Below are 20,507 nucleotides of genomic sequence, written 5' to 3'. Positions count from 1 at the left end.
ACGGTGCAGGTTGAGCAGTGGGGAGCGCGATGGGCGAGGCTCCAGGTAGGACAGCAGTCGACCAAGATCCGATGCCCCAACCGGGAGCCTCGCCGTGCTGTCTTACCCTGCCGCGATTCCGCTGTCCAACCACACCCTCGTCCGCTTGGGCGATCTCATCCGCGCGGAGCGGGTGCGGCGCCGGTCCCGATGGCGGCGCCTGGAGCCCGGTCGTCAAGCACTGCTCGCGCTCGCTCACCTGCGCAACGGCGATACCCACGCCCGCCTGGCCGCAGGGTTCGGCATCTCCCGCAGCACCGCCTGGCGCTACGTCCGGGAAGCGGTGGACCTGCTCGCCGTCCTGGCCGACGACCTTCACGCCGCCGGTGAACGCGCCGCCCGACTCGCCTACGCGATCCTGGACGGCACCCTGGTCCCCATCGACCGCATCGCCGACCAGAAGCCCTACTACTCGGGCAAACACCGTCGCCACGGCGTCAACGTCCAAGTCCTCGCCGACCCGGCGGGCCGGCTGGTGTGGGTCTCGCCGGCTCTGCCCGGCGCGGTCCACGACCTGACCGCGGCCCGCACCCACGGCCTCGTCGACGTGCTGACCGGCCACAGCGTCACCACGTTCGCCGACAAGGCGTACCAAGGCGCGGGCGGCACGGTGCGCACCCCGTTCAAGCGCAACGCCAAGCGGCCTCGGCTGTCACGAGGTCAGAAGGCGGTCAACCGGGCACACGCCCGCATCCGCGCCCTCGGCGAACGCGCCGTGGCACTGCTCAAGGGCTGGAAGATCCTGACCAAGCTGCGCTGCTGCCCACGCCGAGCCACCGCGATCACCGCAGCCATCCTCGTCCTGCACCACATCGAGACCGGGTGCCAACCACGATGAAAAGGGTTCAGTGCACGGACAAACCGCCGGCGGCGCTCGAACCCGCACCCGGTACACAGGAGGAGCCCAACCGTGGTGGAGCTAGAGGCTTGGTACGACGAGGAACAGGACGAAGCCGTGACCGTCCGCACCTCGGCCGAACTAGACGCCGTGTTGGACGCCGTGATCGCATGGGACGGCCGGATTGTCGTGCACCTGAAACCGGCTCGACCGGCGGACACGAACACCCGGCGGAAGACGTTGGACGTAGGCGTGCACGGCAACACCGGCCAGGGCGCACTCGTCTACACCTCACCGGACGGCCGGTGGTTCAGCAGAGCCACGTCCGGCAGCGACGCCAACGCGGACGGACGAATCCTGTACTACTACATGAACTCCGACACCGAATACCCGGCAGACTCGGAAATCCCGCTGGACGTGGTACGCCGAGCCGCCCACGAATACCTGACCACAGGCGGGCAACGACCCACCGCCGCAACCTGGCAGACACCGCCCGCGTGGTACCCCACGGCCGGATGACGGCACCGGCCGGGCCTGCCGAGTGGTCGGGAGCCCGGCCGGTACTCGCCAGGTGCTACCGGGGCAAGTAGGCGCGGTGGGACTTGGAGAATTCGAAGCCGTTGTACTTGTCCCAGTTGATCGACCACGTCATCAGGCCGCGCAGGTTCGGGTAGGTCGCCTTGGGCTTGTACGGGCCGCAGTTCGTGCCCTTCATCAGGCAGTCCAGCGCCTTGTGCGTCTCGGCGACCGAGGTGTGGCCGTTGCCCGCGTTGACGCTTGCGGGCAGGCCGATGGCGACCTGGTCCTGGCGCAGGCCGGTGAAGACCTTCGTCGCGTCGCCGCGCACCGGGAAGCCGGCGAGCACCATGTCGGCCATCGCGACGTGGAAGTCCGCGCCGCCCATGAAGTGGTACTGGTTGTCCAGACCCATGATCGGGCCGGAGTTGTAGTGCTGGACGTGCAGCAGGGTGAGGTCGTCCCGCATGGCGTGGATGACCGGCAGGTACGCGCCCGCACGCGGGTCCTGGCCGCTGCCGCCGCCGTAGAACTGGTAGCCGAGCTGGACGAAGAACGTCTCCGGGGCCATGGTGAGCACGAACTTGGCTCCGTAGCGCGCCTTCAGCGACTTGAGCGCGGAGATCAGGTTGACCACCACCGGCGTGGTCGGGCTGCGGAAGTCGGTGTCGCCGGAGTTGAGGGACAGCGAGTGGCCCTCGAAGTCGACGTCGAGACCGTCCAGGCCGTAACGGTCGATGATGGCGCTCACGCTGCGCACGAACGCGTCCCGCGCGCCCGCCGTGGTCAGCTGGACCTGCCCGTTCTGGCCACCGATGGAGATCAGCACCTTCTTGCCCTGCGCCTGCTTCTCCTTGATGCCGGCGATGAACTCGGCCTCGGACTCGACGTTCGGGCACTCGGCCACCGGGCACTGCTGGAAGCGCAGATCCCCTGAGGTCACCGACGTGGGCTCGGCGAAGGACAGGTTGATGATGTCCCAGTCCGGCGAGACGTCCTTCATCCGGATGTAGCCGGAACCGTTGGCGAAGCTGGCGTGCAGGTACCCGACCAGGACCCGCTTGGGCAGCCCGACGGGCGGGGTCGTCGTGGTGGTGGTCGTCGTGCTGGTGGTGGTCGTGGTGCTCGACGTGGTGGTGGTCGTCGTGGGCGACGTCGTCGTGGTGGTCGGCGAGGTCGTCGTGGTCGGTGACGTCGTCGTGGTCGTGGTCGTGGTGACCGTGGGCGCGCCCGTGCACGCCGCTCCGTTGAGCTTGCAGTTGACGGGCACGCCGGGCCCGGTCGCGTTGAAGCCGAAGGTGACCGTGGCACCGGGCGCGACGGTCCGGTTGTAGTCCCGGTTGGTGAACGTGTAGTGGCCGCTCGCGTTGGTCTGGAGCGCGTCCCAGTACGCGGCGACACTGGTGCCGGAGGGCAGGTCGAACTCCACCTTCCACCCGGCGATCGCGGCGCTGGTCTCGTTCTTCACGACGAACTGGGCGGTGTAGCCGGAATCCCAGGACGCGGTCTTGGTGAACGTCGCGGTGGCCGAGGCGGCGTGCGCCGGGGCGAAGCCGACCGCGACGGCGCCCAGCACCAGCGCCCCCACCGCCGCCACCCTCGCCAACAGGACTCTGCGTGACATCGGTCGTTGCCTCCTAGCGGTGGGCGGCCTCCAGGTGGTGAAAATTGGACTAGACCACAGTCGGCCTGTCAAGCGGCGGCGTGCGGTTCCCCCGTCTGCCGACCCCACATCGGCGTGCTCGTCCGGCTACGGTGCGTCCACCAGCGGCGACGGCCCCCGCCAAGGTACCGAAACCCGACCGCTGACCAGCCTTTACCGATTACCGTTCACGAGGTGCAGATACCGTGGAGAGCCGCACCGCGCGCCGCGCTGTCGAGCCCGCTGACCCTGATCGTCAGCCTGGTCACCGCGCTCCTGTTGAGTTTCGTCGTGGCCGCCGCGGTGATGCACTCGGCGGCGTCCGGCAGTGCCGCCGTGGACTACCAGCAGGACCGGCTCTGCACCGAGTCGCTGCACCCGTCGCTGGAGATGCGCTCGCCTCCCGAGCAGGTGACGCCGCTGCTGGACGCCGTGCGCCAGACCGTCGGCGACCAGCCGATGCTGCCCGCCACCTACACGCGTGAAGCGCGCGCCGACTTCGGCGGCAAGCAGACCTACGCCAAGTTCGGCTTCCGGCCCGGCGCCACGGACCGCCTGACCGTCCTCGAAGGCGGCTCCAAGGACGGGCTCTGGGTGCCCAAGAGCATCGCCATGACCACAGATCTGCAACTGGGCAAGCGCGGCATGGGCGGGAGGCTGCCCCCGGTCACCGCCATCTACGCCGACCTGCGCGACCCGCTCGACGCGTGGTGGTGCTCCGAACGGTCGTGGGTCATCCCGAACACGTACGCGAAGTACGACCTCGCGACGTCCGTGGTGTGGATGCCGAGCGCCGCTTCGTTCGCCGACCTCCCGCGCGAGCTGGCCGGCACCGTCGACGTGACCGTCCGGTTCCCCAGCGCCGTGCCGCGGACCGTGGACGAGGCCGAGGACTTGCTGGCCACCGGCACCGCACGCGTCAAGCCGATCGCGGACCAGGGCGTCCGGGTGGTCTCCCAGCTGGTCCTGCCGGTGGAGAACGCCCACCAGACCGTGGGCAACGTCCGTTCCGCGATCCTCCCGCTGACCCTGATCAGCCTCCTCATCGGCCTGGCCGGGGTGGCCACGGTGACCGTCCAGTGGGCGCAGCGCCGGCACACCGAGCTGCGGCTGCTGTGGGTGCGCGGCTCCGGCCCGGCGGCGCTGGGCGGCCGGGCGCTGCTCGAACTGGGGCTGCCGCTCGTCGTGGGCGGCGCGCTCGGGCTCGGCGTCGGCCGGCTGCTGGTACCCGTCTACGCGCCGTCGACCGCGCTGCCACCGGGCACGTCGACCACCGCCTCGGCGGCCGTCCTGGTGGTCATCGCGCTCAGCGTCGCGACCACCTGGGCGACCGCCGCCGTGCGCACGCACCGGATGTTCCAGGCAGCCACCACCGGCACCCGCGTCCGCCGCGTGCTGGCCGCCGTCCCTTGGGAGCTGGCCACCGCCGGCCTCGCGGTGTGGGCGTGGAACCGGGTGCAGCACAGCGGTCTGGCCACCCCGCTCAAGATCGGCGGCCTGCCCCGGATCGACGCCGCCGCGCTGGCGTTCCCGCTGCTGGTCGTGCTGACCACGGCCCTGCTCGCGGCCCGCGTGGCGCGGTGGGCGCTCAAGGCCTCGCACCGCGCGTCGCTGTGGTCCAAGCCGCCCGCGCAGCTGGCGATCCGCCGCCTCGCCGCCGCCGCCGGACCGGTGACCGGCGTGCTGCTGGTGGGTGTGCTGGCGATCGGCACCATCGCGGTGGGCTCCAGCATCGCGGGCTCGCAGAAGACCGCGCTGGAGTTCAAGTCCGGCACCTACACGGGCGCGGAGAGCTTCGCCCAGGTCGCCGACGACACCGTGCTGCCCGACGTGCTGCGCGGCAACTCGACCATCGTGGGGCTCAGCGAGAAGAACGAGCAGGTGGTGCTGGTCGTCGACCCGAAGACGTTCAACGACGGGGCGTTCGGCCACGACGTCGACCCGGCGCTGCTGTCCCGGCCGCTGCGGATCGGCAGCGCGCCGCGCCGCGAGGTGACGCTGCCCGGTCTGCCCGCGATCAACCCCGAGGAGCACCTGCCGTCGTTCCCGAAGCTCGGCACGTCCGGGTGGGTGGTGCCGCGCGACAAGGTCACGTCGGCGGACGACGTGGGCTCCTGGTACGTGTGGTCCGCCAAGCCGCTGGGCGAGCTGACCGAGGCGCTGGCGGACGCCGGGATCAAGTACCGGAACGTGGGTGAGAAGAAGAAGGCGGTGTCGGGTCTGCCGTTCCTGACCATCCAGTGGACGTTCGGTTTCGTCACCGCCATCGGCGCGGTGCTGGCGGTCGTCGCGGCGATCGCGCTGCTGCTGGCGATCGAGGTGCGGCGGCGGCAGAACGCGGTGTCCGGGGCGTTCAGCACCCGGATGGGCCTGCGCCCGGCGGCGCTGCTGTCGAGCCACCTGCTGGAACTGGGCGCGCTCGCCGTCGCGGCGCTCGCGGTCGGGCTCACCGCGAGCATGGTGAGCAGCGGCTTCGCCGTGCCGAAGCTGGACCCGGCGCCGAGGCTGACCCCGACACCGGAGCTGCCCGACGTGTTCCCGCTGCTGGTGACCACGGTCGCGGGCAGTGCGGCGGTAGTGCTGGTGGCGGCGTGGATCGCGGTGCGCGCGGTCCGCTCGGCGCGGATCGGAGAGCTGATCCGTGACTGACCGGATGTGGTGGACACGTGCCCGCGGCGCGGCCGTGGTCGTCCGGCTCGACCGAGAGGAGCTGATCCGTGGCTGACGGGTTCGACGGGAGGCCGGTCGTGGCCGACGACTTCGACCGGGGTGCGGTCCTGGCCGACGCGCACGACGAGCGGCCGGTGGCCGAGCACGTGATGCGCCTGCGCGAGGTGGGCGTCGAGTACCGGACCCCCGCCGGGTCGGTGACCGCGGTGTCGGAGGTGTCGCTCGACGTGCCGTCGAGCGGGATCACCGTGCTCGCCGGGCCGTCCGGGTCGGGCAAGTCGACCCTGCTGCGGGTGCTGAGCCTGGTGGAGCGCCCCACGCTGGGCGCTGTGGAGCTGCGCGGCGCGGGCACCGCGCAGCTGTCGTCCAGGGCGCGGCGGGCGTTGCGGCGCACCGAGATCGCGCTGGTGTTCCAGAACCCCGCCGACAACCTGATCGGCCACCTGACCGTCGGCGACAACCTCCGGGCAGCCGCCCAGGCGGCGGGGCGCGCCGTGCGGGTGGACGAACTGCTGGCCCGGCTGGGGCTGCCGGACACGGCCGGGTGGAAGGTGTCGGCGATGTCCGGCGGCCAGCAGCAGCGGTTGGCGTTCGGGTGCGCGCTGGCCCGTGGCGCTTCCGTGGTGCTGGCCGACGAGCCGACGTCCCAGCTGGACTCGACGTCGGCGGACCTCGTGCTGGAGACGCTGGTCGACCTCGCGCGGCAGGGCGTGCCGGTGGTCGTCGCGTCGCACGACCCCCGGCTGATCGCGTTGGCGGACACCAGTTACGAGCTGCGGAACGGGGCGTTGGCGGCATGACGGCGTTGCGGGTGGTGGGTGTCCGGCGGTCGTTCGAGCACGCCGGCGGACCGGTGCACGTGCTGCGCGGGGTCGACCTGGAGGTGGCGGCGGGCGAGCTGGTGACGCTGTCCGGGCCGTCCGGGTCGGGCAAGAGCGCGCTGCTGACCGTGCTGTCCGGGTTCGACCGGGCCGACGAGGGCACGGTCGAGCTGTGCGGCGAGGTGATGACCACGCCGCCCACCTGGCAGCGGTGCGCGCTGCTCCCCCAGGCGCTGAGCCTGGCGGGCGAGTTGACGCTGGCGGAGAACGTGGCGCTGCCGCTGCGGCTCGGCACGGCCGCCGGGTCCGGTCCGGTCGACGTCAGCCGGGTCGCCGAGCTGCTGGCGGAGCTGGGCATCGGCGAGCTGGCCGACCGCTACCCCGGCGAGGTGTCGTTCGGGCAGCAGCAGCGCGCCGCGCTGGCCCGGGCCGTGGTCGGGTCGCCCAAGGTGCTGCTGGCCGACGAACCGACCGCGCACCTGGACCGGGTCAGCGCGCCCACGGCGGTGCGGGTGCTGCGGCGGGCGGCGGACGAGGGCGCGGCCGTGCTCATCGCCACGCACCACGACGAGGTGCACCGGGCGGCCGACCGCACGGTCGTGCTCTCCGCCGGCCGGGTTTCCGTAGACTAGGGCGCGATGTTCCGTCGACTCGTCGCTCTCGCCCTCGTGCTGCCCTTGGTGGCACTGCTGCTGATGGTGGCCGACAGCCCGTTCCCGGATCCGCCCGGACCGGGGCCGGACGCCCCGACCGCGATGGTGGCGATGGGTGACAGCACCATGTCGGGCGAAGGCGCCGGCAGCTACGAGCCCGGCACGGACGGTGAGAACGACAACTGGTGCCACCGGTCGCGGAACGCGTCGATCCACCACACCAGGGTCGCCGGCATCGACAAGGTGTTCAACCTGGCGTGCTCGGGCGCGAACGCGGAACAGGTCGGCCTCACCGACCAGGTCCGCAACACCGAGGGGTCGCAGGCGCGGCAACTGGCCCGCATCGCCCGCGAGTACCGCGTGACGACCATCGTGGTCGCGGTGGGCGCGAACGACGACCCGCGCTTCTCCGACGTGCTCGGCACCTGCCTCCAGGCGTGGTTCCAGCGCCGGACGGACTGCTCGCAGGCGCTGACCGAGGACTGGCGCGGTCGCGTCGACCGGATGGTGCCGAAGGTCGAGAGCGCCCTGCGCGACATCCGCCAGGTGCTGCGCGACGAGGGCTACACGCCCCGTTCGTACACGCTGGTGCTGCAGTCCTACGCGTCCCCGGTGAGCCCGGATCTGCCGTTCGACCTGCAGAACCTGGCCGGTTGCCCGCTCCGGACCGGTGACCTGCGCTGGGTCCGCGACAACGCGGTGGGCGAGCTGTCGTCCGGCCTGCGCAAGGCCGCCGCCGCGGTCGGGACGCGCTTCCTGGACCTGTCCCGGGCGGGCGACAAGCACGAGGCGTGCGCGGGCGGCGGGAACCCGGACAGCGAGTGGTTCACCCGGCTCACGGTCGACTTCGACGGCCTGCGCGACGAGGCACGGGCCCGGCACGCGCTCCAGGAGTCGTTCCACCCCAACGCCCGGGGTCACGAGCAGTTCGGCCGGTGCATGTCCGCGTTCCTGAGCACCACGGCCCGCACGGCGTCCTGCGTGCCCGACCGATCCGGCAACCTGGACCCGGTGTCGGACAAGGACTAGAGCGCTTCGACCTGGGGCGGCGTCCAGAACTCCGTGCACCGGGCCAGGTAGGCGGCGGCTCGCGCGACGTCCCAGCCGTGGGCTTCCCGCAGGCCGTCGCGCAGCATCCTCAGGTAGCCGCCCGAGGGTGCGACGTGCTCCACGTCGGCGGAGGACCAGGGCGCGGTGAAGGTCAGCGCCGGATGTCCGGTCACGTCCCCGAGGTGCAGCAGGGTCTCGTACCGACCGGTCCCCCGCACGTGCCGCCCGTTGGCCAGCACTTCGGCGAAGTCGAAGTCCGTGCCGGGCTCGCGGTACATCTCCTGCTCGGCGACGTCGGCGAACTGCGCCGCGGTGATCAGGTACCCGCGCACGGCAGCCTTGCCCGGCAGCGCCGGGTCGTAGAAGGCCCGCCCGCCGCCCCACACCGGCGACTCGGTGGCGAAGTACACCCCGCCCGCGACCTCGAACGCCCGCACGGCCGACGGCGGGCTGGTGTCCCGGCAACCCGGGTACTCCCGCGCCGCGCCTTCGGGTCTTCCTCCGGCGAGGTAACAGGCGAACCGATCGGCATACATGTTCGACCCGTAGCTGACGTACCAGACGAGGTTCACCGCCATCGGCCGATCATGCACCGGGAGGGAGCGCGGAACCACGCCGATGACGGGTTCCGGAGGTCACCGGGTGGCGCGCCACTCGTCTTCGAGGATCGCGTAGACGAACTCTTCGCCCCACGAGCCCTTGAACACCTCGCCGTGGCGGAAGTGGGCCTCGCGGCGCATGCCGAGCCGTTCCATGACCCGCCACGACGCTTCGTTGGACGCGTCGCAGGACGCCACGATGCGGTGCAGGTCGAGGTGGTCGAAGCCGAGGTCGAGCATGGCCCGGGAGGCTTCGGTGGCGTAGCCGTGGCCGTGGTGGTCGGGGTGGAGGATGTAGCCGATCTCCCCTTGGCGGTGCTGTTCGTTGAGCCACTTGAGGACCGCTTCGCCGATCACCTCGCCCTCCCGCTCCACGGCCAGCGACAGGTGTTCGCCCTCCTTCGAAGGCCAGGTCACGGCGGCTTTCATCGCCAGGCTCTCGGCGGTCTCCTCCGGGGTCTTCGGCTCTCCGTACAGGTAGCGCACCACGTCCGGCCTGGACTGCCACGAGTGCAGCGCGGCGTGGTCGGCCGGCGTGAACGGGCGCAGGAGCAGGCGTTCGGTGCGGACTGGGTAGGCGGGCTTGATCACGTCTTCCAATCTACGAGCGTCCCCGGTGGGCTGTTGGGATCAACGAACCGGGCGAAGTCGCGATACGGCGGGCGGCAACGGCCCGCGCCAGGGCCGGGTGACCGTCCGGTCAGAGTTCCGCGAGGGCCGTGACCGGGGACTCCACGCAGTCCGCCACGAACCGCAGGAACCCGCCCGCCGTGCCGCCGTCGCACACCCGGTGGTCGAAGGCCAGGGTCAGCTGGGTGACCTTGCGGACGGCGAGCTGCCCGTCGACCACCCACGGCCGGTCGATGATGCGGCCGATGCCGAGGATCGCCGCTTCCGGGTGGTTGATGATCGCGGCCGAGCCGTCCACGCCGAAGACGCCGTAGTTGTTGACCGTGAAGGTGCCGCCGGTCAGCGAAGCCGGCGCGATCCGGCCTTCCCGGGCGGCCGCGGCCAGGTCGGTGACGGCGGCGGCGAGGGCGGACGTGGTGAGGGTGTGCGCGTCGCGGACCACCGGGACCACCAGGCCGCGGTCGGTCTGCGCGGCGAAGCCGAGGTGGACCTCGTCTAGCACCGCGATCTCGTCGCCTTCGACCCGGGAGTTGAGTTCGGGGAACTTCTTCAGGCCCAGCACGGTGAAGCGGGCCAGCAGCGCGAGCAGCGACACGGACGGCATCGCGGCTCGGGCGGCCAGGAAGTCGGTCGCGTCCACGTCCACCCAGACCGTCGCCTCGGGGATCTCGCGGCGGGAGGTGGCCAGCTTCTGCGCGACGGCACCGCGCAGGCCGCGCAGGGGGATGCGCCTGCCGGACGCCGGTGCCGATGCCGCTGGTGCGGTCGGTGCCGCTGCCGCCGATGGGGGTTCGACGGGGTGGGCGGTCGTAGAAGAACCGGCCGCGGTCCTGGTGGTCGCGGTCCTGGTGGTCGCGGTCCTGGTGGTCGCGGTCGCGGCGGCGAGTTCGCGCTCGACGTCCGCCCGGCGGATCACGCCGCCCGGGCCGGTGCCGGCGATGCGGTCCAGGGCCAGGCCGTTGTCCCGGGCCATCCGCCGCACGAGAGGTGAGATGACCGCCGGAGCGTTCCCCCGGGCCGGCACAGACGCGACGGGTACCGGCACGGCCGGAGCAGACGCGGCGGAGGCAGGAGCGGGCGGAGCCGGTGCGGGCGTGGCCGGAGACGCGGCTCCCCGGCCCGGTCCGCGGCGGTTGGCGCGACGGCGGCGCGGCGAGTCGGAGGTGCCGTAGCCGATCAGCACGTTGCCCGACCCCGAGGACATGACGGGCTCGTCGGCGCGTGCGGCCGGCACGCTCACCGACGGCACACCGACGGCCGGCGCACCCACGGACAGCAGCACGGAACCGACCGCCAGCTTCTCCCCCGGCTCGCCGAACCGCGCGCTCACCACGCCCTCGAACGGGCAGGGCACCTCGACCACGGCTTTCGCCGTCTCGACCTCCACCACGGGCTGGTCGACGGACACGTGGTCGCCCACGGACACCAGCCAGTTGACGATCTCGCCCTCGGTCAGGCCTTCGCCCAGGTCGGGCAGCCGGAAGTCAGGCACGGTAGCCCCCCACGACCTCGTCGTCCCACTGGAGCCGCGCGACGGCGTCCAGGATCCGGTCCACGTTCGGCAGGTGGTGTTCCTCCAGCTTCGGCGGCGGGTAGGGGATGTCGAACCCGGTCACCCGCAGCACCGGCGCGTGCAGGTGGTGGAAGCACCGCTCGGTCACCCGGGCGACGACCTCGGCCCCGTACCCGCCGAAACCGGCGGCCTCGTGCACCACGACGGCCCGGCCGGTCTTGCGGACCGACGCGCACACGGTCTCGTCGTCGAACGGCGACAGCGACCGCAGGTCCACGACCTCGACGTCCCAGCCTTCCTCGACCGCGGCCTCGGCGGTCTCCAGTGCGGTGGCCACCATCGGCCCGTAGGCGATCAGCGTCACGTCCCGCCCGGTCCGGCGCACCAGCGCGCGGTCCATCGGCACGGCCGCGCCCGACAGCTCGCCCTTGGCCCAGTACCGCCGCTTGGGTTCCAGGAAGATCACCGGGTCCGGCGAGGCGATGGAGTCCCGCAGCAGCCGGTAGGCGTCGTCCGGCGTGCCCGGCGTGACGACGGTCAGCCCCGGCGTGTGCGTGTAGTACGCCTCGGACGAGTCGCAGTGGTGCTCGACGCCGCCGATCCCGCCGCCGTAGGGCACCCGGATCACGACCGGCAGCGACACCCGGCCGCGGGTGCGGTTGCGCATCTTCGCCAGGTGGCTGGTGATCTGCTCGAACGCCGGGTAGGCGAACGCGTCGAACTGCATCTCCACCACCGGGCGCAGGCCGTTCATCGCCATGCCGATCGCCGTGCCGACGATGCCGGACTCGGCCAGCGGGGTGTCGAAGACCCGGGACTCGCCGAACCGGGCGGTCAGGCCGTCCGTCACCCGGAACACACCGCCCAGCGGTCCGACGTCCTCGCCGAACACCAGCACGCCGGGGTCCTCGGACAGCGCGTCGGCCAGCGCCTGGTTCAGCGCGCGGCCCATCGACACGGTCATGCCAGTTCCTCCGCCAGCGCGGCGGCCTGCTCCCGCAGGTGCCTGGTGGGTGTCGCGTAGACGTGCTCGAACAGCGCTGCGGGGTCGTAGGTCCGGTCGACGTTCATCTTGTCCCGCACGGAGGCGGCGAACTCCTCGGCCTCCGCCGCGACGGCCGACCGGCGGGCGGGGTCCAGCAGGCCGCGCGAGGTCAGGTAGGCCTCGATCCGGTCCACGGGGTCGCGGTCCAGCCACGCGGCGACCTCGTCGGAGGTCCGGTAGCGGGTGGCGTCGTCGGCGTTCGTGTGCGCCTCGATGCGGTAGGTCAGCGCCTCGACCAGCGTCGGCCCGCCGGACTCCAGCGCTTCGCGGACCACCGCGTACACGGCCGCGACGTCGTTGCCGTCCACCAGGACGGACGGCACGCCGTAGCCGACGCCCTTGTGCGCCAACGTGGGCGCGGCGTTCTGCTTCGACAGCGGCACGCTGATGGCATATCCGTTGTTCTGCACGAGGAACACGACGGGAGCGCGCCACACGCCGGCGAAGTTCAGCGCCTCGTGCGTGTCGCCTTCCGACGTGGCTCCGTCGCCCAGCAGCACCAACGCCGCGGTGTCCTCGCCCTTGAGCCGCGCGGCGTGCGCGAACCCGACGGCGTGCAGGGTGTTGGTGGCCAGCGGGGTGCACTGCGGCCCGACCCGGTGCTCATAGGGGTCGTAACCCAGGTGCCAGCCGCCTTGGAGCAGCGTCAGCGTCTCCGCCGGGTCCACTCCCCTGGTGACCAGGGCGACCGAGTCGCGGTAGGTGGGGAACAGCCAGTCTTCCGCGCGCATCGCCAGCACCGAGCCGACCTCGCACGCCTCCTGCCCGCGCGACGACGGGTACACCGCCAGCCGGCCCTGCTTGGTCAGCGCGGTGGCCTGGGTGTCGAAGCGCCGGCCGACGACCATCCGGCGGTGCAGTTCGAGCAGCACGTCGTCGTCCGGCATGGTCAGCGGCGAGTCCTCGACCGGCGAGCCGTCCTTGCGCAACAGCGACAGCGGCTCCTCGGTGGGCAGCAAGGACCGCTCCCTGGTGTGCACCATCGCTCCTCCAGACGCTCATGTGGCGAGTAGAGGGCATGGTCCAGGTCACACTGACCAATCTTCCAGTTCTGACGCGGAATTCTGGACGAATGGCCGCGCAAGGGGGTTATCCTCGGCCATGTGACGCCCAGAACTGGACATTCGGCTCCTCTCGACGAGACCGACCGGCGGTTGGTGGAGGAGCTGCGCGCGGACGGCCGGCTGTCCATGCGGGCGCTCGCGGACAAGCTGCACATCTCGCGCGCGAGCGCCTACTCACGGGTGGAACGGCTGCACCGGGACGGCGTGATCACCGGGTACACGGCGGTGGTCGACCCGGAGCGGTACGGCTTCGGCATCTCGGCCTACGTGTACCTCAAGATCAGCCAGCACTCGTGGAAAGCGGTGCGGCAGCGGGTGCTGGAGATCCCGGAGGTGTGGCACGGCGCGCTGGTGTCCGGCGACTACGACCTGGTGCTGCTGGTGCGGGCGCCGGACGCGCACAGCCTGCGCGACCTGGTGCTGTCCAGGCTCCAGACCATGCCCGACGTGACGTCCAGCCACACCGTGCTGATCCTGGACGAACTGCCGACGGATGGTCACCAGCCGAAGTTCTGAGGCCGGCGACCACCCGCCGCGCGTCCCGTCACCAGCCGAAGTTCTGGGTCCAGTAGATGCCGTAGGCCCCGCCGCGCGCCATGCCGACGCCCAGGGTCTTGAGCTTGCAGTTCAGCATGTTGGCGCGGTGGCCGGGCGACTCCATCCAGCCCTTGACCACGGCTTCGGGGGTGCGCTGGCCCGCGGCGATGTTCTCCGCGCCGGGCGAGGGGTAGCCGGCGGCCTTGACCCGGTCCACGAACGTGCGGCCGTCCTTGGACTTGTGGTCGAAGTAGTTCTGCGCGGCCATGTCGGCGCTGTGGCCGCGGGCGGCCTTGTCCAGCCGTTCGTCCACGGCCAGCGCCGGGCAGCCGTTGACCGCGCGCTCGGCGTTGGTCAGGTTGAACACCTTGGCCTCGGCGAGCTCGACCTCGGTCCTGGCGGGCGCGACGGGCTCGGGCCGCGGCACGGGCTCCGGTGCGGGCTCGGGCTGCGGCTGCTCGGCCGGCGGGGTGCTCGTGCTCGTGGTCGTGGTGGTGGTCGGGGCAGCCTCCGACGGCTCGCCCGACGGGGAGGCGGAGGCGGGCGGGACGTTGGAGTGCGACGTGGTGCGGACCGTGGTGGTCGCCGTGGCGGTCACCAGGCCGATGTCCGGTTGTCCGGCGCAGCCGGCCAGCGTGAGTCCGGCCAGCACGACGACGGGCAGTGCACTGCTCATGCGCGACACGCGGAAGACCTCATCTGCATTCGACGGCTTTTCCGGCACGGCGACCGCGCGAGCGCTTCTTCGCAGGGAAAGCGCGCTGCGGTCGCCGCACCGAAGGGGGAACCGGGCGGATCGGGCAAGGGGGAGAGCGCTGCGATCGGCCCCAATTCCGAAAATGACCCTATCCGCCGCCGGCCCATTGTCAACACGTGATTTATTTAAGGAACATTTAAAGGTCGCATGAGGTGGCGCAAAGAAAAGCCCGGCTAACCTGGCGGCTCCGGTACCCGGGTCAGGCGCAGTTGGACCCTGGTGCCGCCGAGCGGCCCGCGGTCCACGACCAGCGAGCCCCCGGTGGACTCGGCCGCGCGGCGGGCGATGTCGAGTCCGAGGCCGGTGGAGCCGGCGCTGCTGCTTCCACGGCGCAGCGCCGCCTCCAGGTCCGCGATGCCGGGTCCGGCGTCCTCGATCACGATCACCACCCGGTCGGGCTGGTGGAACAGCGCCACGACGAAGCCGACGCCCTCCGGGGTGTGCCGGAAGATGTTGCCCAGCACCACGTCCATCGCGGCGGCCAGGTCGGTCCGGGTCAGCGGGACGAACGCGCTGCGCTCGGTGCCGCGCATGTTCCACCGCCGCTGCTGGTCGTCGGCCAGCGCGGACCAGAACACCAGCCGGTCGTGCACGACCTGCGCGGCGTCGCACCGCCCGCCGGCCGGGTCGTCCAGTTCCCGGCGGGCGGCCCGGATCAACTCGTTGACCTCGCGCTCCAGCGCGTGCACGGCCTGCCGGACGCGATTGGCGTTGTTGTCCGCGCCGAGGGTTTCGGAATCCAGCCGCAATGCGGTGAGCGGGGTGCGCAAACGGTGCGAGAGATCGGCCAGCACTTCCCGTTCGGCGGCCATCAGCTGCCCGATCCGGTCAGCCATCCGGTTGAACGCGCCGGCCGCGTCGAGCAATTCCGGCGGGCCGGTGGGCGTGACCCGGGACGCCAGCTCCCCCTGCTCCATCCGCCGGGCGCCGTCGGCCAGCGCCTTGGCCGCCTTCACCACCCGCGCGCCGAGCCGGTCGGCGACCAGCACCGACGCCAGCACCAGCGACAGCGCCACCCCGCTGAGCGCCAGCCAGGCGGCGGTCACCCCGCGCGACAGCTCGTCCTCGGGCACGAACGCCTCGACCACCGCGACGCGCCCCCGGTCCAGCACGACGGGCTGCATGTGCACCCACCCGTCCGGCACCGCCTCGCTGAACGCCCGCCCGTCCTCCCGCGCCGTCCGGAGCTGGGCGGCGGTGGACTTGACCTCCGAGCCGACCACCCCGCCCTCGGCCAGGTGAACGGCGACCCGCCCGCCGGTGGACGCCACCGCCTGCTCCACCGTCGCCGGGTCGGCCGTGATCACCAGGACCGGCGTGAGCGCACCGGCCTGCCGCTCGGCGTCGGCCAGCGCCCGGTTCTCGGCGAGCTGCCGGACCACCAGCGCGAGCGGGATCAGGAACGCCAGGGCCACCATCGACGTGACGGCCAGCGACACCAGCGCGAGCGACTTCCTCACTCGGCCGCCGTGAGCTTGAAGCCGACACCGCGCACGGTGTGCAGGTAGCGGGGTCGGGCGGCGCGCTCCCCCATCTTGCGCCGCAACCAGGACAGGTGGACGTCCAGCGTCTGGTCGTCCTGCCGGCCGGGCAGGTTCCACAGGTTCGCCAGCAGCTCCGCGCGCGGCACGACCTTGCCCTCCCGGGCCGCGAGGTAGGCCAGCAGGTCGAACTCCTTGCGGGTCAGGCTCAGCTCACGGCCTTCAAGCCGGGCCTCCCGCCGGTCCAGGTCCACGGTCAGCCCGCCGATCCGGATCGGCTCCGCCGCGTCTTCCTTGCGCGCCCGCCGCAGCACCGCCGACAGCCGCGCGGCCAGGTGGTCGCTGGAGAACGGCTTGACCAGGTAGTCGTCCGCCCCGGCGTTGAGCAGCCGGACGATCTCCGCCTCGTCGTCCCGCGCGGTCGCCACGATGACCGGCACGTCGCACACCCCCCGCATCATCCGCAGGGCGTCCGCGCCGTCCATGTCGGGCAGCCCGAGGTCGAGCACGACCAGGTCGAACCGGCCGCCGGTGATCTCCCGCAGCGCTTCCAACGCGGTGCCCACCGGCAGCACGGCGTGACCCAGGCCGGTCAACGCGCGCGTCACCGCCGACCGGACCACCGGATCGTCTTCGACGAGCAGCACCGAGACCATGTCGCGAACCGTAACGCCGGCCGCCACGAACGGGTGAACGGCCCGGTGTCCGGCAGCCGTCGCCACTCCGACCGACCGATGACCGGCGGTCGACGCATCACCGCCACTACGGCTCTCCGCAGCTCTTCTGCCTTTCGGTGCAGATGCCCACCGCGTAACTCTCATGACTCATCCGTCACGCGATCGAGGGGACCGCTCGGACATGACGATCATCGCCGCGCCACCGAGTCCGATAGCCGCCCACCAGATGCTGATCTTCCTGCTCCAGCTGACCGTGCTGCTGGGCGTGGCGTTCGCGCTGGGCAAGCTGGCCGCCCGGTTCAACCTGCCCGCCGTGGTCGGCGAGCTGGCCGCGGGAGTCCTGCTGGGTCCGTCCCTGCTGGCCCACGCGATCCCGCCGCTGTCCGACTGGCTGTTCCCGGCCGACCCGAACCAGATCCACCTGCTCGACGCCGTGGGTCAGCTGGGCGTGCTGCTGCTGGTCGGCTTCACCGGGATGCACATCGACATGAAACTGGTGCGCCGCAAGGGCCGCACCGCGGCCTGGGTGAGTGCGGGCGGGCTGTTCATCCCGCTGGCGCTGGGCGTGGGCGTCGGCCTGGTGCTGCCGGCCGACCTGCTCGGTGGCGAGCGCGGCGAACACCTGGTGTTCGCGCTGTTCCTGGGGGTGGCGATGTGCGTCAGCGCCATCCCGGTGATCGCGAAGACCCTGCTGGAGCTCAAGTTGCTGCACCGCAACATCGGCCAGCTGACCATCAGCGCGGCGGCGGTGGACGACATCGTCGGGTGGTCCCTGCTCTCGGTGGTCTCCGCGATGGCGACCACCGGCCTGCGCGCCGGGCACGTCGCCCTCACCGTCGGCAGCCTGGTCGCCGTCCTGCTGGTCGCGGTGCTGGTCGGCCGGCCGCTGGTGAAGGCGGGTCTCACCGTCGCCAACAAGTCGGAGGACGCCGGCGTCACGGTCGCGGTGGTCGTCCTGCTGCTGCTCGCGTCGGCGGCCGGCACCCACGCGCTGGGCCTGGAGCCGATCCTCGGCACGTTCCTGTGCGGCATCCTGCTCGGCACGTCGGGCCTGCTCAACCGCACCAAGCTCGCGCCGCTGCGCACGTTCGTGATGGCGGTGCTGGCGCCGATCTTCTTCGCCACGGCCGGGCTGCGGATGGACCTGACCCTGCTGGCGGAGCCGGCCGTGCTGCTGGCGGCGCTGGCCGTGCTGGCGATCGCCATCGGCGGCAAGTTCGTCGGGGCCTACCTGGGCGCGCGGCTGAGCAGGCTGACGCACTGGGAGGGCCTGGCGCTGGGCGCGGGGCTGAACGCCCGGGGCGTGATCGAGGTGATCGTCGCGATGGTGGGTCTGCGGCTGGGCGTGCTGACCACGGCGGGCTACACGATCATCGTCCTGGTCGCGGTCGTCACGTCGCTGATGGCTCCGCCGATGCTGCGGTACGCGGTGCGCCGGATCGAGGTCACCGACGAGGAACGCGAGCGCGAGCGGACCTTCGCGGGATGAGGGCGGGCAGGGGCGTGGCCGGGCGGTAGCCGGCTCGGACACCGTTCCGCGCCGGCGACCCGGCGACGGCAACCCGGGACAGCGACTCGGCGACCCGGGTCGGCGACCCGGGTCGGCGACTCGGGTCGGCGACTCGGGACGGCGACTCGGGACGGCGACTCGGCGACGGTGATTCCGCGCAGGTCAGCGGCGCGGTGGGCGGTCAGGGGTCCACCGCGGCGGCTCCGCCGGCAGGATGGCGGCGTGACCAGGGGACTCCAGTACTTCGCGGCGTGGTCGGCGTCGACCGCCGTCGCGGTGGTGCTGTCCTGGCTCGGCATCCGCTTCGTGCTGGACGCGGGCGTCCCGGAACGCCCGCGCATGGTCGCCGGACCTGTCCAGCAGTCGACGGTGATCCCCACGACCACCACCACGACCACCGTCGTCACGACCACCACCACGACCACCACGCAGCCGGTGGTCGTGACGACACCGCCACCGGCCGCCACCACGGCACCGGTCACGACCACGACGCCGCCGCTGCCGTCCGAACAGGGCACCTGGATCGAGCAGAACGGCGAGCGGGTCTACCTGCGCAGCTTCCGGCTCCACGGCGGCGTCGCCGCGATCCGGTTCTCCGAGAGCGACATGGAACCGATCTCGGCCACTCCGCGCCAGGGCTTCGCGGCCAGCATCGAACAGCCCGCCCACGCCGTCGTGGTCGACTTCGTCGGCGCCGGCCACCGCTCCCGGCTCGAAGCGAGCTGGATCGGCGGACCGCAGTGGCGGATCCTCGAATCCAGCTGAGCCGCTCCGACTCGGCGCGCTTCCCCTCAGCGGCTCCGACTCGGCGGGCTCCCGGCGCGGCGGGCTCCGGATTCGGCGGCTCCGGCTCGGCGGACGTTCCGCTCGCCGGGCCGGCTCGGGTCGCTCCGCGCTCCCCGGAATTCCGGCCTGGCGTAGGTACGCGTCACCCGGAATTCGATGGTTCCATCATCGCCATGACTCACGCCGGCGAAGCGCACCACGAAGACCTCTCCGAACGCCTCAACTGGCTGCGCGCCGGCGTGCTCGGGGCCAACGACGGCATCGTCTCCACCGCCGGCCTGGTGGTCGGCGTGGCCGGGGCGACCACCGACCGCACCGCCATCCTGGCCGCCGGGGTCGCGGGACTGGTGGCCGGCGCGCTGTCCATGGCGGGCGGCGAGTACGTGTCGGTGAGCACGCAGCGGGACACCGAGCGGGCCGCGCTGAAGCTGGAGGAGCGCGAGCTGCGGGAGATGCCCGAGCAGGAGGAACGCGAACTCGCGGACATCTACCGGGACAAGGGTCTGTCGCCCGACCTGGCCGTCCTGGTGGCCCGCGAGCTGACCGAGCGGGACGCGCTGCGGGCGCACGCCGAGGCCGAGTTGCAGATCGACCCGGACAACCTGACCAGTCCCTGGCAGGCGGCGTGGGCCTCGCTGCTGTCGTTCGCGGCGGGCGCGGTGATCCCGCTGGTGGCGATCGTGCTGCCGCCCACCAGCTGGCGGGTGTGGGCGTGCGCGCTGGCGGCGCTGGTGGGGCTGGTGCTGACCGGGGTGATCAGCTCGCGGCTCGGGTCGAGCCCGGCGTGGCGGGCGGTGCGGCGCAACGTCGTGGTCGGGTCGCTGACCATGGTCGTCACCTACTACGTGGGCCTGCTGTTCGGGGTGACGTTCGGCTAGGTGCGGCCGGAACGTGGTGCCCGACCCGGTGGCTCCGGTGTTCCGTCAGGATTTCCACCCTCCGTGACCGGTCGGTCACTCCCGTCGCACCGCGCGCGGACCGCGTACGAGCGCCGAAAAAGTCGTGCGATCGAGGTGTGAAGTCCGCTCCGAGCGGGTAACCGCGACGGGCTCGGTGCCGTAGGGCGCGCCGAGCCCGGAGCGGAAGGTGCCAGCCGTGATCCAGTCCCCCACCACCTTCTTCGTCCCGCGCACCGGGAGAGCCGAGCGACGGCTCTGGACCGTGCTCACCGCACTGTTCGTCCTGGTCGCGGGGGTCAACAGCGTGCTCGCCCTGAGCGAGGCCCAGTGGTGGCAGGGGGCTGTCGCCGGGCTGTTCATCCTGGCCGCCGCGGGCTGCGCCCGGTTCGCCCGGCTCATCCGGAACTGACTTCGCCACCGCACCGGCGCCCACCAGCGAGCGAGTACTGGTTCTACCGGGTGTAACCCGCTGGTCCGAAGGATGTCAACCAGGCGTGGGATTCCCCACGACGCCCTGTCGGACTAGAGCCATAACCGCGAATTCACACTATCGTCACAAGACCCCGGCAATCCCGGTGCACCGCCCCGCGTGACCGAGCGGCCCCATCCGGCCGCGCGGACCGCGCGCACAAGGAAGTGCAGTTTCCCGCACAACGGAGTGCGGTCCCACGTCGACGACCTCCCGGCGTGGATCCACAGCCAGCTACGCAGGCCGTGCTGCCGCGCGTCGAAGATGCGCGCGGACGTCCGGCCGTCTCCGTTTGCCCAGAAGAAGCTTCT

Annotated in this window: 20 protein-coding genes; 11 read left to right on the top strand and 9 right to left on the bottom strand. The window is 72.0% G+C overall.

What is annotated here, in order from left to right; genetic code table 11:
* Positions 1–94: 94 nt before the first annotated feature.
* The gene (locus tag FHS29_RS17415) at positions 95–877 is read left to right on the top strand and encodes a transposase family protein (protein ID WP_184691718.1); all 783 of its coding nucleotides are present in this window, start codon (positions 95–97) and stop codon (positions 875–877) included.
* Positions 878–949: 72 nt separating this feature from the next.
* The gene (locus FHS29_RS17410) at positions 950–1,396 is read left to right on the top strand and encodes an Imm1 family immunity protein (protein ID WP_184691717.1); all 447 of its coding nucleotides are present in this window, start codon (positions 950–952) and stop codon (positions 1,394–1,396) included.
* A 55-nt stretch (positions 1,397–1,451) separates the two neighbouring features.
* Here the strand turns inward: FHS29_RS17410 and FHS29_RS17405 are convergent, their stop codons facing one another.
* Entirely contained in the window at positions 1,452–3,017 is a 1,566-nt protein-coding gene (locus FHS29_RS17405) for a chitinase (RefSeq protein WP_184691716.1), read from the bottom strand.
* Between the two features lie 213 nt (positions 3,018–3,230).
* On the opposite strand from FHS29_RS17405, the gene FHS29_RS17400 reads away from it, so the two are divergent.
* The 4 genes from FHS29_RS17400 to FHS29_RS17385 all read left to right on the top strand — a co-directional run bounded on the left by FHS29_RS17400 (position 3,231) and on the right by FHS29_RS17385 (position 8,208).
* A complete protein-coding gene (locus FHS29_RS17400; RefSeq protein WP_184691715.1) occupies positions 3,231–5,684 on the top strand; it encodes an ABC transporter permease in 2,454 nt (817 codons plus the stop codon).
* A gap of 170 nt (positions 5,685–5,854) precedes the next feature.
* A complete protein-coding gene (locus FHS29_RS17395) occupies positions 5,855–6,505 on the top strand; it encodes an ABC transporter ATP-binding protein (RefSeq protein ID WP_184692321.1) in 651 nt (216 codons plus the stop codon).
* Complete coding sequence (locus FHS29_RS17390; RefSeq protein WP_184691714.1) at positions 6,502–7,158, top strand: ABC transporter ATP-binding protein; 657 nt, start codon at positions 6,502–6,504, stop codon at positions 7,156–7,158. The genes FHS29_RS17395 and FHS29_RS17390 overlap by 4 nt, the downstream gene beginning before the upstream one ends.
* Positions 7,159–7,164: 6 nt before the next feature.
* Positions 7,165–8,208, top strand: a complete 1,044-nt coding sequence (locus FHS29_RS17385; protein ID WP_184691713.1) for a GDSL-type esterase/lipase family protein — start codon at positions 7,165–7,167, stop codon at positions 8,206–8,208.
* Here FHS29_RS17385 and FHS29_RS17380 read toward each other — a convergent pair.
* From FHS29_RS17380 to FHS29_RS17360, 5 genes are all read right to left on the bottom strand, one after another.
* Positions 8,205–8,807 carry a histone deacetylase gene (locus FHS29_RS17380; protein ID WP_221456194.1) on the bottom strand — a complete coding sequence of 201 codons (603 nt, stop codon included), beginning with the start codon at positions 8,805–8,807 and terminating at the stop codon, positions 8,205–8,207. The two genes, FHS29_RS17385 and FHS29_RS17380, sit on opposite strands and share 4 nt — an antisense overlap.
* A 57-nt stretch (positions 8,808–8,864) precedes the next feature.
* Positions 8,865–9,419 carry a GNAT family N-acetyltransferase gene (locus FHS29_RS17375; RefSeq protein WP_184691712.1) on the bottom strand — a complete coding sequence of 185 codons (555 nt, stop codon included), beginning with the start codon at positions 9,417–9,419 and terminating at the stop codon, positions 8,865–8,867.
* 109 nt (positions 9,420–9,528) lie between these two features.
* On the bottom strand, positions 9,529–10,950 hold the full coding sequence (locus tag FHS29_RS17370; protein WP_184691711.1) for a dihydrolipoamide acetyltransferase family protein: 1,422 nt from the start codon (positions 10,948–10,950) through the stop codon (positions 9,529–9,531).
* Positions 10,943–11,935 (bottom strand): alpha-ketoacid dehydrogenase subunit beta, encoded by a 993-nt coding sequence (locus tag FHS29_RS17365; protein WP_184691710.1) that lies wholly within the window; start codon positions 11,933–11,935, stop codon positions 10,943–10,945. The genes FHS29_RS17370 and FHS29_RS17365 overlap by 8 nt, the downstream gene beginning before the upstream one ends.
* Positions 11,932–12,999 (bottom strand): thiamine pyrophosphate-dependent dehydrogenase E1 component subunit alpha, encoded by a 1,068-nt coding sequence (locus tag FHS29_RS17360; RefSeq protein ID WP_184691709.1) that lies wholly within the window; start codon positions 12,997–12,999, stop codon positions 11,932–11,934. The genes FHS29_RS17365 and FHS29_RS17360 overlap by 4 nt, the downstream gene beginning before the upstream one ends.
* A gap of 120 nt (positions 13,000–13,119) precedes the next feature.
* On the opposite strand from FHS29_RS17360, the gene FHS29_RS17355 reads away from it, so the two are divergent.
* Positions 13,120–13,596 (top strand): Lrp/AsnC family transcriptional regulator, encoded by a 477-nt coding sequence (locus FHS29_RS17355; RefSeq protein ID WP_312864963.1) that lies wholly within the window; start codon positions 13,120–13,122, stop codon positions 13,594–13,596.
* Between the two features lie 28 nt (positions 13,597–13,624).
* On the opposite strand, the gene FHS29_RS17350 is transcribed toward FHS29_RS17355, so the two are convergent.
* The 3 genes from FHS29_RS17350 to FHS29_RS17340 all read right to left on the bottom strand — a co-directional run bounded on the left by FHS29_RS17350 (position 13,625) and on the right by FHS29_RS17340 (position 16,511).
* Positions 13,625–14,293: a CAP domain-containing protein gene (locus FHS29_RS17350; protein WP_221456192.1), complete on the bottom strand. Its 669-nt coding sequence runs from the start codon at positions 14,291–14,293 to the stop codon at positions 13,625–13,627.
* 254 nt (positions 14,294–14,547) lie between these two features.
* Positions 14,548–15,834 (bottom strand): HAMP domain-containing sensor histidine kinase, encoded by a 1,287-nt coding sequence (locus FHS29_RS17345; protein WP_184691707.1) that lies wholly within the window; start codon positions 15,832–15,834, stop codon positions 14,548–14,550.
* Positions 15,831–16,511 (bottom strand): response regulator transcription factor, encoded by a 681-nt coding sequence (locus tag FHS29_RS17340; RefSeq protein WP_184691706.1) that lies wholly within the window; start codon positions 16,509–16,511, stop codon positions 15,831–15,833. The genes FHS29_RS17345 and FHS29_RS17340 overlap by 4 nt, the downstream gene beginning before the upstream one ends.
* 202 nt (positions 16,512–16,713) lie before the next feature.
* Between FHS29_RS17340 and FHS29_RS17335 the strand changes: the two genes are divergently transcribed.
* The 4 genes from FHS29_RS17335 (at position 16,714) to FHS29_RS17320 (ending at position 20,136) form a co-directional block, all read left to right on the top strand.
* A complete protein-coding gene (locus tag FHS29_RS17335) occupies positions 16,714–18,021 on the top strand; it encodes a cation:proton antiporter (RefSeq protein WP_184691705.1) in 1,308 nt (435 codons plus the stop codon).
* 243 nt (positions 18,022–18,264) lie between these two features.
* Positions 18,265–18,807 carry a hypothetical protein gene (locus tag FHS29_RS17330; protein ID WP_184691704.1) on the top strand — a complete coding sequence of 181 codons (543 nt, stop codon included), beginning with the start codon at positions 18,265–18,267 and terminating at the stop codon, positions 18,805–18,807.
* A gap of 194 nt (positions 18,808–19,001) precedes the next feature.
* Entirely contained in the window at positions 19,002–19,706 is a 705-nt protein-coding gene (locus FHS29_RS17325; RefSeq protein WP_184691703.1) for a VIT1/CCC1 transporter family protein, read from the top strand.
* A gap of 217 nt (positions 19,707–19,923) precedes the next feature.
* Complete coding sequence (locus FHS29_RS17320) at positions 19,924–20,136, top strand: hypothetical protein (protein ID WP_184691702.1); 213 nt, start codon at positions 19,924–19,926, stop codon at positions 20,134–20,136.
* The last annotated feature ends 371 nt before the right edge of the window (positions 20,137–20,507 follow it).

It is taken from the genome of Saccharothrix tamanrassetensis (genome assembly GCF_014203665.1).
Lineage (GTDB): Bacteria > Actinomycetota > Actinomycetes > Mycobacteriales > Pseudonocardiaceae > Actinosynnema > Actinosynnema tamanrassetense.
This window is presented reverse-complemented; position numbering and strand designations above follow the sequence as displayed.